At 62.0% G+C, this 15226-nt stretch carries 17 protein-coding genes; 9 read left to right on the top strand and 8 right to left on the bottom strand.

The window, feature by feature from the left end:
* Positions 1–9: 9 nt before the first annotated feature.
* The 3 genes from FHX06_RS06800 to FHX06_RS06790 all read right to left on the bottom strand — a co-directional run bounded on the left by FHX06_RS06800 (position 10) and on the right by FHX06_RS06790 (position 2039).
* Positions 10–483, bottom strand: a complete 474-nt coding sequence (locus FHX06_RS06800) for a nucleoside deaminase (RefSeq protein ID WP_112971952.1) — start codon at positions 481–483, stop codon at positions 10–12.
* 84 nt (positions 484–567) lie between these two features.
* Positions 568–1092, bottom strand: a complete 525-nt coding sequence (locus FHX06_RS06795) for a GNAT family N-acetyltransferase (protein WP_183878632.1) — start codon at positions 1090–1092, stop codon at positions 568–570.
* 113 nt (positions 1093–1205) lie between these two features.
* Positions 1206–2039 carry a universal stress protein gene (locus tag FHX06_RS06790; protein ID WP_183878630.1) on the bottom strand — a complete coding sequence of 278 codons (834 nt, stop codon included), beginning with the start codon at positions 2037–2039 and terminating at the stop codon, positions 1206–1208.
* A gap of 324 nt (positions 2040–2363) precedes the next feature.
* Here FHX06_RS06790 and FHX06_RS06785 point away from each other — a divergent pair, with 324 nt between their 5' ends.
* From FHX06_RS06785 to fabI, 4 genes are read left to right on the top strand one after another with little or no spacing between them, the layout of a single operon-like run.
* Positions 2364–4640: a DUF3141 domain-containing protein gene (locus tag FHX06_RS06785; protein ID WP_183879196.1), complete on the top strand. Its 2277-nt coding sequence runs from the start codon at positions 2364–2366 to the stop codon at positions 4638–4640.
* Positions 4549–5655 (top strand): phosphate acetyltransferase, encoded by a 1107-nt coding sequence (locus FHX06_RS06780; RefSeq protein ID WP_281413351.1) that lies wholly within the window; start codon positions 4549–4551, stop codon positions 5653–5655. Before FHX06_RS06785 ends, FHX06_RS06780 begins: the two co-directional genes overlap by 92 nt.
* A 4-nt stretch (positions 5656–5659) precedes the next feature.
* Positions 5660–6832, top strand: coding sequence for an acetate/propionate family kinase (locus FHX06_RS06775; RefSeq protein WP_112971949.1), 1173 nt, complete (start codon positions 5660–5662; stop codon positions 6830–6832).
* A 32-nt stretch (positions 6833–6864) separates the two neighbouring features.
* Positions 6865–7650 (top strand): enoyl-ACP reductase FabI, encoded by a 786-nt coding sequence (gene fabI, locus FHX06_RS06770; protein ID WP_112546626.1) that lies wholly within the window; start codon positions 6865–6867, stop codon positions 7648–7650.
* Between the two features lie 34 nt (positions 7651–7684).
* Here the strand turns inward: fabI and FHX06_RS06765 are convergent, their stop codons facing one another.
* A complete protein-coding gene (locus FHX06_RS06765) occupies positions 7685–8113 on the bottom strand; it encodes a hypothetical protein (protein ID WP_183878626.1) in 429 nt (142 codons plus the stop codon).
* Positions 8114–8312: 199 nt separating this feature from the next.
* Between FHX06_RS06765 and FHX06_RS06760 the strand changes: the two genes are divergently transcribed.
* Together FHX06_RS06760 and FHX06_RS06755 are read left to right on the top strand one after the other, a co-directional pair.
* Positions 8313–8459 (top strand): hypothetical protein, encoded by a 147-nt coding sequence (locus tag FHX06_RS06760; RefSeq protein ID WP_162728581.1) that lies wholly within the window; start codon positions 8313–8315, stop codon positions 8457–8459.
* Between the two features lie 338 nt (positions 8460–8797).
* Positions 8798–9424 carry a cysteine hydrolase gene (locus FHX06_RS06755; RefSeq protein WP_183878624.1) on the top strand — a complete coding sequence of 209 codons (627 nt, stop codon included), beginning with the start codon at positions 8798–8800 and terminating at the stop codon, positions 9422–9424.
* 44 nt (positions 9425–9468) lie between these two features.
* Here FHX06_RS06755 and FHX06_RS06750 read toward each other — a convergent pair whose 3' ends face one another.
* The 4 genes from FHX06_RS06750 to FHX06_RS06735 form a co-directional block, all read right to left on the bottom strand.
* Positions 9469–9831 (bottom strand): hypothetical protein, encoded by a 363-nt coding sequence (locus FHX06_RS06750; RefSeq protein WP_112546703.1) that lies wholly within the window; start codon positions 9829–9831, stop codon positions 9469–9471.
* A 105-nt stretch (positions 9832–9936) separates the two neighbouring features.
* Positions 9937–11943 carry an ABC transporter ATP-binding protein/permease gene (locus FHX06_RS06745; RefSeq protein ID WP_183878622.1) on the bottom strand — a complete coding sequence of 669 codons (2007 nt, stop codon included), beginning with the start codon at positions 11941–11943 and terminating at the stop codon, positions 9937–9939.
* Positions 11944–12073: 130 nt separating this feature from the next.
* Complete coding sequence (locus tag FHX06_RS06740) at positions 12074–12427, bottom strand: antibiotic biosynthesis monooxygenase family protein (RefSeq protein ID WP_183878620.1); 354 nt, start codon at positions 12425–12427, stop codon at positions 12074–12076.
* A 94-nt stretch (positions 12428–12521) separates the two neighbouring features.
* A complete protein-coding gene (locus tag FHX06_RS06735; protein ID WP_183878618.1) occupies positions 12522–12860 on the bottom strand; it encodes a hypothetical protein in 339 nt (112 codons plus the stop codon).
* 363 nt (positions 12861–13223) lie between these two features.
* Between FHX06_RS06735 and FHX06_RS06730 the strand changes: the two genes are divergently transcribed.
* The 3 genes from FHX06_RS06730 to FHX06_RS06720 are packed head-to-tail and all read left to right on the top strand — an operon-like array spanning position 13224 to position 15224.
* Positions 13224–13886, top strand: coding sequence for a DsbA family oxidoreductase (locus FHX06_RS06730; RefSeq protein ID WP_210300470.1), 663 nt, complete (start codon positions 13224–13226; stop codon positions 13884–13886).
* A 46-nt stretch (positions 13887–13932) separates the two neighbouring features.
* A complete protein-coding gene (locus tag FHX06_RS06725; RefSeq protein ID WP_183878616.1) occupies positions 13933–14352 on the top strand; it encodes a GlcG/HbpS family heme-binding protein in 420 nt (139 codons plus the stop codon).
* A gap of 20 nt (positions 14353–14372) precedes the next feature.
* Positions 14373–15224, top strand: a complete 852-nt coding sequence (locus tag FHX06_RS06720) for an SDR family oxidoreductase (protein ID WP_183878614.1) — start codon at positions 14373–14375, stop codon at positions 15222–15224.
* The last annotated feature ends 2 nt before the right edge of the window (positions 15225–15226 follow it).

The following is a 15226-nucleotide window of genomic DNA, read 5'->3' as shown; positions in this document are numbered from 1 at the left end:
TAACAAGCCCTAAGCTTTGCCCAGATGTTTCGGCCAGAATTCCTGATGGACTGCGGCGGCTTCCTCTTCGAGGTTCGTCGGTCCCTCGACGGTGACAATGCGCGCGCCGGTCTGCAGCACCGCCCGGCTCGGCACGTTCAACCCGATCCCGGCAATCTCGCCAAGCCGTACCTCCGAGCACGCAAATACCATGCGCCCGATGCCCGACCAGTAGATCGCCCCGGAGCACATCGCGCACGGCTCCGTGCTGGTGTAGAGCGTGCAGTCGGCAAGATAGGCGGTGTCGTAGTGTTTTGCCGCCAGTTTGACGAGGTTCATCTCGGCATGGTTCGTCATGTCGTGGCCGGTGAAGACGCTGTTTTCAGCGCGAAGGATGACTTCGCCATCCCTCACCAGCACCGACCCGAACGGCTCGTCGCCGTTTTCCATCGCGGATTTCGAAAGCGCAATCGCCTCACGTAAAAAAGCCTCGTGGTTTTCCATCAGCATCTCCCCCAAGAGCCAGAGCGGGATGATCTTCGCTTGGATACGGGAGATTTCCAAGGGGCAGCAATCGCAGCAAGCAGGCTACCGAATGAAATTGTCGCGCTCGATCGGCCGCTTCATGAAGACCTCGGTGTGCCTGATCACATCAGGAATGTCCCGGAACGGCGGGCAAGGCGTGAAACCGAACGCTTCGTACAGCGACACCGCGCTCTTCATATAGACCGTCGTATGAAGCAGCAGCATCGATCTCGGCCCCTTGCCGGCTTCGGCCATGATCGCCTGCAGGAGTGCCTTGCCGATACCGCGCCCTCGAAAGGCCGGGTCTACATAGAATTTGTGGATCTCGGCCGCGCCCTCGTCGAACGGTGCAAGGGCAATGCACCCTGCCGGTTCGCCATGCCATCGGGCCAGCAGAAGCGGAGCGTCCGCCTGGCTGTACCTTGCTGCCAGCGCCTCGTCGTCCTCGCTATGGAAAAAGGTCTCCACCACCTCCGGCGGGATGTCATAGGCGCGGCATGCCTCGGCATCCCAGGCGCCAAACGACCTGCACAATTCGCCACTGATGGTGAAATCCTCAGCAGTGCATGCCCTCGAAATCGACAGCATTCGCATGTCCCCCGAACCAGCTCGACCTTCATACACATTTTCTAATATTCTGGACAGGGATCCACCTCCCTGTTGCCGATGGCATTTGCGCGAGAAGGCCGAAGTTCTCTGGTTCAGTGGGCAAGGAAGAGCGGCAGCTGGCATTCCTCGATCATCCTGCGGGTCACGCCGCCGAACAGGCTCTGCTGCCATCTCGGATGATTGTAGGCGCCCATGACGATCAGGTCCGCGCCCATGTCCACCGCATGCCGGGTGATGATCGCATCGGCGCTTCTGCCTTCGCTCGAGAGCCGATCGACCTGAACCCTGACGCCGTGCCGGGCAAGGAAGCCCGCTATGTCGGCGCCCGGCTCCTCGCCATTCGTGCGCATGCGCGCGACCGGGTCGACCATCGTCACATGAACGATCTCGGCTCTTTCCAGAAGATCGAGCGACTGGCGGGCCGCCCGCGCCGCCTCGTTGCTGGAATCCCATGCGAGCACCACGGACCTTGGCGACGCGGCGATGGCCTTTTGCCCGCGGTTGATCAGGATCGGCGTCGGGGTCTGGAAGAGCGCGCCATCGAAGATCCGCTTTCTGAGGTCGGCATCTCCTGCCGCGTCCGATCCCAGGAGCACGATATCGGCATAAAGCGCACGCTCGGCGAAATCCTCGTCGGCCCATGCAAATTCCGTGTAGAGATCCTGCACCTCGAACGAGAGATCGCTGCCCGACAGGGTCTCCTTGATCTTCGCGGTCGTGGTGGCGAGTTCGTCGATCTCGCGCTGCCTCTCATCCAGCCAGATGGTGGAAATGGCATCGTACTGGCTGAGCGACGGGGCCGCGCCGATGGAAACGGCAAGTGCGGTCAGATGAGCCCCGTAGGTGGCGCAAAAACCCGCCGCGCCTTTCAGGTCGCGCTCGAATTTGCTGCTCCTGAGGATACCAAGAACTGTGGTGATGGCCATGATGGCTGCCCTCCGTGATGGATATCCCCACGGTAGCGATCCGGCACACCATGGTCTTTGACATCGGTCAACACGATCGGCCGGCAAGCCCGCCCGCCGGACATGGATGACGGGTCGAAAGGCGAGCTGAAAACGGCCCGTAACCTACCGTAAAATACGTTGCACCGCGGGGCGCTCCAACTATGCTGCAGGTGCTAACAAAACTCCGTGGCCGGCAGCGCCGCCCATGCGCAATGCGGACGAGGATCGAGACTATTACTTCCAGCAATTAGGTCTTTGAACTCCCGCCGAGAGCGGTGAGCCAGGAGGTTTGACATGTTTGGCATGTGGTACCCTTCCCATCTCTCGAAGTTTGATTTTGCAACCCAGTTCGGCCCGGCCGGCATGGCCTTCGATTATCTCAGAGACGCCACCCAGCGCAGCGTTCTCTTCTGGGATGTGATGCGAAAGCGCGGCAATCAATATCGTGTCCATTCGGAAGCGGCAGCACCCCATGTGCTGAGCTTCACGCCCGAGGTGCTACTGGACGGGCGCGACCTCGAGCGGCCGGTCAACTACGCGCTGGTTCGCATCGTCCCGCCCGAGGGCACGGATATCGACGAAACACGCCGGCCTTTCGTTGTGGTCGATCCGCGTGCCGGGCATGGGCCGGGCATTGGCGGCTTCAAGGCCGATAGCGAGATCGGTGTTGCGCTCGCAGCCGGCCACCCCTGCTATTTCATCGGCTTCCTGCCGGACCCGGTCGCTGGCCAGACGCTCGAGGATATCGCGCTTGCCGAAGCGATCTTTCTGGAAAAGGTCATTGCGCTGCATCCGGACGCTGACGCAAAGCCCTGCGTGATCGGCAATTGCCAGGCTGGCTGGGCCGTCATGATGCTCGCTGCCATGCGGCCCGAGCTTTTCGGCTCGATCATCATCGCCGGCGCCCCCCTTTCCTACTGGGCCGGCAAGCGCGGCGAATATCCGATGCGCTATACGGGCGGCCTGCTCGGCGGCACCTGGCTGACGGCGCTGACCGGCGATCTCGGCCACGGCAAGTTCGACGGGGCATGGCTGGTGCAGAATTTCGAAAACCAGAACCCCGCCAATACGCTCTGGACCAAGCAATATAATCTCTATTCCAAGATCGATACCGAGGCGCCGCGCTATCTCGGCTTCGAGCAATGGTGGGGCAATCACGTCAACCTGAATGCACAGGAAATCCAGTTCATCGTCGACGAGCTCTTTGTCGGCAACAACCTCGCCGCCGGTCGCATCGAGACCTCGAAGGGCGAGACGATCGATCTCAGGAATATCCGCGCACCGATCGTCGTCTTCTGCTCCAAGGGAGACAATATCACCCCGCCCGCCCAGGCGCTCGGCTGGATCGCCGATCTCTATGACAGCGTCAACGAGATCCGCTCGCATGGCCAGACGATCGTCTACACGGTGCACGAAAAGATCGGCCATCTCGGCATTTTCGTCTCCGCCAGCGTCGCCCGCAAGGAACATGGGGAATTCTCCAGCAATATCGACCTGATCGATGCATTGCCGCCCGGCCTCTACGAGGCGATTTTCGAAGCCAGGACGGATGCGACCGTCGGCAGCGACCTTGTCGAGGGCGACTGGATCATGCGCTGCGAGGAGCGGACGCTCGACGATATACGCGCGCTCGGCTGCAACAATGCCGCCGATGACAGGCGTTTTGCGACGGCGGCCAAGGTCTCGGAAATCAACCTGTCGCTCTACCGCACCTTCGCCCAGCCTTTCATCCGCGCAATGGTGCCGGAACAGGCGGCCGAAGAGATGCGCAGGCTGCATCCGCTGCGGCTGCAATACGAGCTGCTTTCCGACCTCAATCCCCTGATGGCGCCCATTGCCGACCTTGCGGTCGACGTGGAGGAAGAGCGTCGTCCCGTTGCCGCAAACAATCCCTTCCTCGCCTTCGAGCAGATCGTTTCACACCAGATCGTCGCCGGACTCGACGCATGGCGTGAAGGGATTGAGGCGCTCAGCGAGGCGGCGTTCCTCACCGTCTACGGCTCGCCGTTCCTGCAGGCGGCGGTCGGCATCGATCCATGGAGCGAGAAGCCGCACCGTCGCGCAAGCAAGACAGCGCTGCATGCCCAGGTGCTGAAAACGAGGATCGAGGAGCTGAGGGCGCGGATCGACAAGGGCGGCCTGCAGGAAGGTCTGGCGCGCAGCCTGCTTCATGTCGCCATGGCGCATGGCGCAGCCGACGAGCGCGGCTTTGCCGCCATCCGCCGGATGCGGCGCGCCGAGAACAACATGCCGGCGATGACGCTTGCCGAATTCAAGGCGCTGATCCGCGACCAGTTCCTCATGCTTGTCATCGATGAGCAGGCTGCCGTCGACGCGATACCGCAACTCCTGCCGGCGGACGAGGAAGCCCGCCGTCATGCCCTCGCCTCGCTTCGTGAAGTGTTGAACGCGCGCGGCCCACTCTCCGGCGAGGCCGAGCGGCGCTGGCAGAAGATCGTCGACCTCTTTGGCATTTCCGCAGCGCCCCTTGCCGGGCCGGTATCGCCGGGCAGCCCACCGTCGATCAGCCCGACACCCAGCAGCCCGACGCCACTCAGGGCCGTCAGGCGCGCAAAATAACCGGGCGCATCAGGGCTCGAAACGGTCATTCAACAGGGAGCGGAGGCACATGCCGGATTGGGAAAACCCTGGCGAAGCCAGGCAGCACGAAAAATATGAGCGGCTGATTGTCAAGGCAAGGCAAGCGCCGCAGATGACCACCGTCGTTGCTCATCCCTGCGACGAGTCATCGCTGCGCGGAGCGGTCGAAGCCGCCGAAGACGGGCTCATGCGTCCGGTCCTCGTCGGGCCGGCGGAGAAGATCAGAACGGTTGCAAAAGCGCATGCCATCGATATCTCGCCCTTCGAGCTGGTCGATGCGCCGCATAGCGATGCGGCGGCTGCGAAAGCGGTGGAGATCATCCGCGAAGGCCGCGCCGAACTGCTGATGAAGGGCAGCCTTCATACGGACGAGCTGATGCGGGCCGTCACCTCGTCGGCCACGGGCCTGAGGACGGCACGGCGCATCAGCCATGTCTTCGTCATGGACGTGCCGAACTATTCCGAGACGCTCTTCATCACCGACGCCGCCATCAACATCGCCCCCGATCTCGATGCCAAGCGCGATATCATCCAGAACGCCATCGATCTTTTCACGGCGATCGGCCTCGGCACGCCCCGGGTGGCGATCCTTTCGGCGGTCGAGACGGTGACGTCGAAGATCCCCTCGACCATCGATGCGGCCGCACTCTGCAAGATGGCCGAGCGCGGACAGATAACAGGCGGCATCCTCGACGGACCGCTCGCCTTCGACAATGCGATCGATCCGGAAGCGGCACGCATCAAGGGCATCCGGTCCGAGGTCGCCGGCCGGGCGCAGATCCTCGTCGTGCCCAATCTCGAAGCCGGCAACATGCTGGCGAAGAACCTGACCTTCCTGGCGCGGGCGGATGCGGCGGGCCTCGTGCTGGGCGCGCGGGTGCCGATTATCCTGACATCGCGCGCCGACAACGTCAGGGCACGCCTCGCCTCCTGCGCCGTCGGCGTGCTCTTTGCCGAAGCGCGCCGGCGTACGGCGCCGATTCAGGGCGGTTAATGCCATGGACACGCTTCTCGTCGTCAATGCCGGTTCCTCCAGTCTGAAATTCGAGGTCTTCGCCGCCTCGGACCCGCTCGCGCGGCAGGTGAAGGGAAAGATGGAGGGCATCGGCACCGCGCCGCGCCTGACGATCAAGAACGCCGCCGGCGAAAAGCTCGCCGACGCCGACTATCCCGGCGAGACCGTTCCCGACCTGCCGGCGGCCATGCGGCTGGTCGGCCAATGGCTGCGGGAACGGCACGAGGGGCGGCTGGTCGCCGTCGGTCATCGGGTCGTCCACGGCGGACCCGACCACAGGCACCCGGTGCGTATCGACGCGAACCTGCTGCGCGACCTCGAACGCTACACGCCGCTTGCGCCGCTGCACCAGCCGAACAACCTTGCGCCCATTCGCGTATTGCTGGAAAACCAGCCGCAGCTCGCCCAGGTCGCCTGTTTCGATACCGCCTTCCACCGCGGCCATGATCCGGTGACCGATCACTACGCCATTCCCGCCCATTACTTCGCCGAGGGTGTGCGGCGCTATGGCTTTCACGGCCTCTCCTACGAATATGTTGCCGGCAGGCTCGCCGAGATCGCACCGGATATCGGCCGCGGCCGGCTCATCGTTGCGCATCTTGGAAGCGGCGCCTCGCTCTGCGCGATCCATGAGGGCAAAAGTGTCGAGAGCACACTGGGCTTCACCGCTCTCGACGGCCTGCCCATGGGCACACGATGCGGGCAGATCGATCCCGGCGTGCTGCTCTATCTGCTGCAGGAACGCGGCATGAGCCCGGCGCAATTGCAGGATCTGCTCTACAAGGAGTCCGGTCTCAAGGGCCTGTCCGGCATCAGCAACGATGTCCGCGATCTGCTGTCGAGCGACGAGCCGGGAGCCGGTCTCGCACTCGATCATTTCGTCCATCGCATCGGCCTCAATGCCGGCATGCTTGCTGCGGCCCTCGGCGGCATCGATGCCTTCGTCTTCACCGCAGGCGTCGGTGAAAACTCGCCCGTCATGCGCGAGCGCATAGTCCGCAAGCTCGGCTGGCTGGGAGCAACGCTTCATGAAAGGGCCAACGATGCCGGCGAATTGCTCATATCCGGCGACGACAGCAGGATCGCGCTCTACGTCGTGCCGACGGACGAGGAACTGATGATCGCACGTCATACTTTCGCACTTGTCGCCGCCTGAACGGCAGACCTTTCAACCAACAAGAGGGGCAGATGATGATCCCGGACGTGAAGGCCAAACTTCTCGAGGGCAAGCGTGGCCTGGTGGTGGGCATCGCCAACGACCAGTCGATCGCCTGGGGCTGCGCCAGGGCATTCCGCGCGCTTGGCGCCGAACTCGCGGTCACCTATCTCAACGACAAGGCCAAACCCCATGTCGAGCCGCTGGCGGACGCATTGGAAGCGCCGATTTTCCTGCCGCTCGATGTGTCGGTGCCGGGGCAGCTGGAAGCCGTGTTCGAGAACATCACCGCATATTGGGGCGAGCTCGACTTCGTTGTCCATTCCATCGCCTTCTCGCCGAAAGATACGCTGCAGGGCCGCGTCGTCGACGTGCCGCGCGACGGTTTCCTGAAGACGATGGACATATCCTGCTGGTCCTTCATCCGCATGGCCCATCTTGCCGAACCGCTGATGAAACGCGGCGGCACGCTCTTCACCATGACCTATTACGGCAGCCAGATGGTGGTGAAGAACTACAACGTCATGGGCCTCGCAAAGGCCGCACTCGAAAGCGCCGTGCGCTACATCGCGGCCGAACTCGGGCCGAAAGGCATCCGCGTCCACGCCATCTCCCCCGGCCCGCTGGCGACACGCGCAGCATCCGGCATTCCCGAATTCGACGAACTCCTGAACAAGGCCGAGGAAACGGCCCCCACGCGCAGCCTCGTCTCGATCGACGATGTCGGCATGGCGACCGCCTTTCTCGCGCATGACGCAGCAAGGCTGATCACCGGCGATACGATCTATATCGACGGCGGTTATCACATCATCGACTAGGTTACCAATGGGTGACGGCCTTGCCGGAAGTGCCCTAGCAGTTCGGGCGTATCTGCGCGGACGTGTCCGATCCCGGAAGCCCCGAGGCGGTGCCGGTGCCGGTCATGCCGTTGCAATCCGGCGTTCCCCTGCTCATGCCGTTGCCTGTGCCGGAGGCGCCGCGCACGGACGGATTTGTCGTATCGGGGTCAGGCACGATGCTGTTGGTCGTGCTGTTTGCGTCCGGCGCCAGCGCATTGCCGGTGCCCGTGCCTGTACCTGTACTTGTACCGGTGCCCGCGCCCGTCCCCATGCCGGTGCCGGATGTGCCGGGGCTGATGACGCCGCTGCCGGACGTACCGCCGGCACCGCCCGTGCCGCTACCCGCACTGCCCGTGCCGCCGCCGACGCCTGAAGTCTGCGCCATTGCTGACGTCGCGAGGCCGATGGAAATGATGGATGCGGTGATGAGCTTGAGAAGCATGAAAAACCTCCATTGCGCTTCATGGGTCATCAGGCACAACTTGGTACATCCGCCGAGGTTCCGCTCGTCACGACAAGTTTTGGACGTCAGTCAACGCGCCCCGGCGTCCGAAAACGGACCACAAAGGCGATTTATGCCCGCCCCTCCGGGGCGCGGCAATGGCGTGGCATGGGATCGATATCGGGCCCGACCGTGATCAATGGCACAGCGCAAGGGCGCGACCGCGCCCTGCGATATCATGGGCGCGATGGTGTTCGACCGAGAGAATGTCGATCAGGTCGGCCAGTCTGAAGTGATGTTCGACGCCGCCGACATCGATGTGAATCTCGCTGTCGCTGATGTGTAGAGCGACGGCAACAAAGTTTCTCTCTTCGCCTTCATCCAGTACAGATACAATAAACAGAGGCCCCTCCCTCTTTCGCTTATCCCTTTTTATAGAGTAAATCGGTGAATTCTTTATTATTAGCAGTTAATAATAATTTGTACTCAATACATTGCTGGAATTCAATATGGGGTGGGCAGGACCTGGCCATGCGCTCCTGTTCCGATCAAAGGCAGGCGGGCCGGAAATTCACTTCTCCAGATGGCCGGGTGCGCAATTGCACTGCGCCTGCGCCGCATCGCTGTTCAAACGGGCCGCCGCGCCCTAACTAAGGGCGGTCACCATTGTCAGGGAATGCGCCGATGACGATACCCACGACACTTGCAGACTGGCTTTCTCCCGATCGGACCGCATTGCTGGTCTACGATATGCAGATCGGCATTGCCCGGCAGGTACCGGGAGCGGAAGAAACGGGCCGCCGCATCGCCGAGATCGTCGCTGCCGCAAGACATGCCGGGATGAGAATTGCCTTCTGCCGCCACCTTTCCCTGCCGAGGCCGTGGATGGGGCTGTTTGCGACTCGCATGGCAATGGCATGGCAGCGCACCGATGACCCCGAGGCCGTGAAACCCTGGTTTCTGAGGGACAGCGAGGCGGTTCGGATCATTCCGGAACTCTATCCGCAGGAGCAGGATTTCGTGTTCGACAAGCTGGGCATGTCGGCTTTCGAGGGAACGCCGCTCGCAATCGCCATGCGCGATGCCGGCCTTTCGGCACTGGCGATCTGCGGAATTGCAATGGAGATCGGCATAGAGCCGACCTGCCGCCACGCCGCCGACCTTGGCATCGTCCCGATCCTGATCGAAGATGCGTGCGGATATGGGGACGCGGACGCCGCTAGACGATCCGTAGAATCCCTTCGCTTCATGGGCGACACCATCCTGTCGAACACGCAGGATTTCCTGTCAGCCGTCGCCCGTCCGCGCTAACGTCGGCCCTCTTCGGTGGCAAACTCTTCAGATGGCGACCGCCGTCAGGAATCGTCCTGCGTGTCGCTCTCCAGCATCGTCATTGCCCGGAGCGCTGCGTCGTCACCCTTCAGGTGAAGGTAGTTGATAATGGAGCCGAGACTCGGATCGCACATGTCCGCAGGCATAAGCACGCCCGTCGTGTTCATCTCGTCGCGATCGACAAAACCGTCGCCGTTGTGATCCATGCGGGCCTGCATGTCGACCGTCGGCTTGCCGTTGTCATCGAGCTTCAGTCCGGGCATCAGGACCTGATTGAAATCCGCGAACTCATCTGCATTCAGCTTGTTGTCACCGTCCCGATCAAGCTTCGTGAAAGCATTGTTGAGCATTTGCGACAATGGGTTTCCGGTAACTGGAGCTGTCATGAAATCGACCTTCAATATTCCCTGATTGAAACCGCGCGTTGAGCGCGCCCGTACCACTAGGTTGTGAAACTGGCGCAAGGCTGACGGAAGGCCGCGGACGGGCTTCTACTTCCTGCTGTCGGTCAGCGCCGTCTTGCCCGAGCGCGTTCCGCCCTTCGCCAGGGAGCGCGGACTGTCCAGGAAGCGCGACAGCATGTTCCGCTTCCTCTTGCGCGGGACGAGATCGATATCGCTGACAAGTTTGGCGCCGCCTTTGCGCCGTTCCAGCGTGATCTTGCGGCTGTGGTAGACTTCGAGCTCGGCGCGGTGCGCCACGCTGAGGATGGTGACCTTTGGAAGTTCCCGGATCACCATCTCCATCATCTTGTCCTGGCTCTTCTCGTCGAGCGCCGAGGTCGCCTCGTCGAGAACGATGATATCGGGGTTGTGCAGCAGCAGGCGCGCGAAGGCGAGCCGCTGCTTTTCGCCGCCCGACAGGATCTGGTCCCACGGCGCCTCTTCCCCGAGCTTCTCGTTGAGGTAACCGAGCCCCACCTTGTCGAGCGCGCTCTTGATTTCGTCCAGCGACCAGGCGTCGGCGGCATTGGGATAGGCGACGGCGCGGCGCAGCGTGCCGGAGGGGATGTAGGGCCGTTGCGGCAGCATGAACAACCGCCTGTCGGCATGGAAATCGACGCTGCCGTGGCCCCATGGCCAGAGACCTGAAATGGCGCGCACGAGCGTACTCTTGCCCGAGCCGGATTCGCCGGCAACCAGCACCCGCTCGCCCGGCTCGATCTCGACCCGGGTTTCCGTAACCACGGCGGTTCCATCGTCCAGCGACACAGCCAGATCATTGAGGCTCAGCATCGCCTCGCTCCCGGTCTCGCCATGCTGGATGCGCCCGAGCGCATCGCTCTGTTCAGCCCGTTCCAGCCCGTCGAGAGACATCATCAGCGAGGCGACGCGCCGTGCGCAGGCGTTCCAGTCGGCAAGCCGCGGATAGTTGTCGACGAGCCATCCGAAGGCGGTCTGGACGATCGCGAAGGCCGATGCCGCCTGCATCACCTCGCCGAGCGACATGCTGCCTTCGAGGAACTTCGGCGCGCAGAGCAGCACCGGCACGACAGGCGCGATCAGCATCGACCCATGCGATACGAAGGTCGTGCGCATATACTGGTGCGCAAGCTGCGCCCACTGATGGAGAACATTGTCGAAGGTCTTGTTGAGGTCGTTGCGCTCCTCCTCCTCGCCGCCGAGAAGCGCGATGCTTTCGCCGTTTTCGCGCACATGCGTCAGCGTATAGCGAAACTCGGCTTCCACCTGGTTCTTGACCTCGGAAACCCGAACGAAACGCCGGCCGATGACGGCAATCGTCGTCGAGGTGATGCCGGCATAGAGCACAGCCGTGACGACGAGGAAGCCGGGAATGGTGATCGACATCCCGCCGATCGGCAGCGTCAGCGCGCCGCCGATCGTCCAGAGAACCACGATGAAGGTCGAGGCCGAGAGAAAGGCCGAGATGACGCCGGCGACGAAATCGACGGGCGATTCCGTGGCGATCCGCAGATCCTCGGAAATGCGCGCCTCCGGATTCTTGTGATCGCCGCCGATGAGGTTCAGCTGATAGTAGCGCCCGTTCGCCAGCCAGCGTGCGATCAGCGAGGTTGCAAGCCACCGGCGCCAGTGCCGCTGGATCATCATGCGGACATAGACCTGTGACGTCACGAGAATGACACTGCCGGCCACGAGCGGCAGGAAGATCGCGCTCAGATAATAGACGGTACCCGCATCGTGCCGCTCGATGGCATCGAATATGCCGCGGTTCCACCTGTTGATCCCATACTGGAAGCCGACATTGGCGCCGATCATGATCAGCAGCCCGATGGAACATGGCCAGGCGAAACCATCGCCCTTGCGGCTCCAATAGCCGCGCGCGCTGATCCAGAACCGCTTCAGCAGATATTTCTTGCGCGCCTCCTCGGCCTCCTCCGGGCTGAGCCCCGGATCGGGTTCGATAACATCTGGCGGCGGCGCGACATCGACGGTTGATGCCTTCCCCTGATGCGTCTCCTCGACGCCATCAGCTTCGGCGCCGTCGACCGATTTCGATTTCAGTTTTGTTTCGGCCATGTGAGCGAAAACGGATTACCAATCGAAAGGTTTCACGAGCGCGGTCAAGCTTGGTGTCTGCTGGAAACAGGTAGGTGAATAGACGGCCGTGACCGGATCAAGAGGTCCAGGAAAAGCCGAACCGCTTCCTTTATGTGGCACTCGCCATCTGTCGGCCCTCGCCGTCAAATCCGTAGGCGCGCTGCACGAGAGCGACGCGAATTTCGTATTTCGAGTACCACTCTTCGCGGCCTCTTCGTTGTGCTTCGGCATGGTCGATGAGGGCTTTCCATGCGCGGATACTGTCTTCGTCCTTCCAGAAAGAGACCAGTATTCCAAAGCCATCTGCCCCGCGCGCGCTTTCGAAGCCAAGATACCCCGGTTGCTGGCTCGCAAGTTCGGTCATTGAGTAGCCGATCTCGCCATATCCATCGTCGACGTTTGTTCGCTGCGAGGTGAAGCTGACCATATAGTATGGCGGTTCCGGTAGCGCGGCTATCTGCATGTGATTTCCTCTGTTTTCGAGACGGAAGCAAACGTCGCCCGCCTTCGCCCGCTCGAGAGATGACTGCAAATGGGTGATGCTCGCCCGCAAGCGCTCAGGTTACGAAGGGCATGATATCCACGCCGTCACCGGGAAACACGGTGATGTGCGGATGGTCCTCGAACAATCGTGCGGCGGCATCGGCAGTTTCCGCCTCCACCACGAGATAGCCGCAGAGTGGATTGAAGGCTTTGGCGATGCCGTCCCTGGTTATGCGTGTCGTCTTGCCGACCATGCCACCTCGATCGAGGATGGACGCAGCATTTTTTTCCTCCCACGCCGCCCACCGTGCAACGCCAACGGTATCGATCGCATCCTGCTCGGCTTTGGTCAGCTTTCGGAAGGACGCAAAGTCTTCGGGCTTCATGGTGTAAACGGCAAGAAAACGCGGCATTGACGCTACCTCCTGTGCTCAATGGTGCGTCAGCTTACACCCACTCGTCGGCAATCGCCCGCGCAGCCTCAGAGAAATCGCGACCCTTGCCTCGTTTTTACGTGCCGCTCCCGAACGATAGGACGTCACTGGCATCCAACAGCCAGCTTTACGCCGAGTAGAGCTCGCGGCCATTCGCTTCGAAGGACAGTCAGCAGGATTGCAAAAATCCCCTCTTGTTTTCAGTTGGTTGCGATCTTTCTTCGATGGCTTGGGAATATTCGCCCCCGCTCCCCGATCTTGTCTGTCAGTGGCCAAAGAGTTGCTGTCACGGGACATCCGCGTGGCCGACGGCCAAGGAAAGGCGTCATGCCTGGAGGGTCCATGATCTCATTGAAGCGATCGGTCGAGGTGGAGTTTATCTCCGATATCGTCTGCCCCTGGTGCGCGATCGGCCTGCACAGTCTCCTTGCGGCGCTGAAACGCGTGCAGGATTCGATAGAGGTGAAGATCTCATTTCAGCCCTTCGAGCTCGACCCCGCAATGCCGGAAGGCGGTGAAGACAGCACTGCCTATGTCGGGCGGAAATATGCCCTGTCGGCAGCGGAGGCCGCGCGCAATCGTCAAACCATCCGTGCGAGAGCGGCCGAGGTCGGCTTCGATATGGCGTCGATCGACAGTCGGCGTCTCTACAACACGTTCGACGCGCACCGGCTGGTTCATTGGGCCGAACTTGAGAAGCGCCAGATCGGCCTCGAGCTCGTACTTTTTGCAGCGCACTTCACCTATGGTGCAGATGTGTCCAATCTCGATGTCCTTGCCAATGCGGCGCAGGTGGTGGGGCTCGATCCTTCGGCGGCCCGCGAGATCCTCACATCCGGCGCTTACGCCAACAAGGTCCGAACCGCTGAAGCGGATTGGCATAGCCGCGGCATTCGCTCCGTGCCGACCCTCATCCTTCAGCAGAAATACCGCATCTCCGGAGCGAGCAGGCCGAGCGACTACGAAGAAGCGTTGCGACGCGTAGCGGCCCAACAGCCGGGATAGGCATCAATTCACCATCCATCCCAATCGATATCGAGAGGACAAGACCATGATCACGCTCAAGAGCCTCGGTCTCGCCGAGGCGGACCAAATCATCAGGGCCGGCATCGCCCGTGCGTCCGAGATCCGCTCGCCCAGCACGATTTGCGTTGTCGATGTCGGCGGAACCGTCATCGCGCAGGCGCGCATGGACGGCGCCTCGCTTTCGAGCGTCGCGCTGGCCTATAACAAGGCCTACACCGCCATCTCCACCCGCCTCGCGACGAGCTTCATCGCCACGATTGCCCAGCCCCACGGAGACTTTTACGGCATTGCCAATGGCCTTGACGGCCGCGCCATCATCTTTCCCGGCGGCGTGCCTGTTAGCATTGATGGAGAGGTCGTGGGCGCGGTTGGCGCCAGTGGCGGCAACGGCGAGCAGGACGAGGACGTGGCCCAAATGGCCGCCAAGGCCCTCTCGGGCAACTGATCCAATTGCGGGAGGCAACAATGACCACCATCATGATCACAGGTGCCGGCAGCGGCCTTAACAACGGTGCGGCCATCGAGCTCGTGCGGCGCGGTCACGAGGTGATTGCCTGCGTCGAGAACTATCCGCAGCTCCGCGCGCTGGAGATCCAGGCAAGGAACCACGGCCTCGCCCTGCGCATCGAGAAGCTCGACGTCACCAATGAGGGCGATCGCAGGCGCGCCGCATCGTGGGACATCGACGTGCTTGTCAACGGCGCCGGCATTATCGAGGGCGGCGCCATCATCGACATCCCCCCTGAAAACATGCAGCGACAGTTCGAGGTCAATGTCTTCGGCCCGGTGCAGCTCACCCAGGGAATAGCGCGCAAGATGGTCGCGCGGCGCAGCGGCAGGATCATCTTCATGTCGTCGGTCGTCGGCATCCTTTCAGGCCCGTTCGTCGGCGCCTATGGTGCCTCGAAGCACGCACTCGAGGCCATAGCAGAGACAATGGCCATGGAGCTCCAGGAATTCGGCGTGGAGGTGGCGGTCATCAACCCCGGCCCCTATCTCACCGGTTTCAACGATGCCGGGTTCCTGGCCCCGAAGAGCTGGAACGACGACCCGGACGAGCGCGTGTTCGACTACGACAAGCTGGCCTTCCCCTTCGAACAGTTCGAGCCGTCGACCGTCTTCAACGCCATCGCCGACGTGATCGCAGGCAAATCGCAGCTCTTCCGCAACATCGTTGCGCCGGAACTCGCAGACGGCGTTCGCGAGCAGTCGCTGCAGGTATGGACGCGGGCGACAACCGATGGTCTCGGCACGCGTGCCGGCCTGGTTCAGCGGTCATATGATCTGAAGCCGGAAACGCTCGTCACATCACTATAGGC

This window comes from Rhizobium sp. BK512 (genome assembly GCF_014194915.1).
GTDB lineage: Bacteria > Pseudomonadota > Alphaproteobacteria > Rhizobiales > Rhizobiaceae > Rhizobium.
The sequence above is the reverse complement of the archived record's forward strand: the minus strand, read 5'-3'. Positions and strand labels throughout refer to the sequence as shown.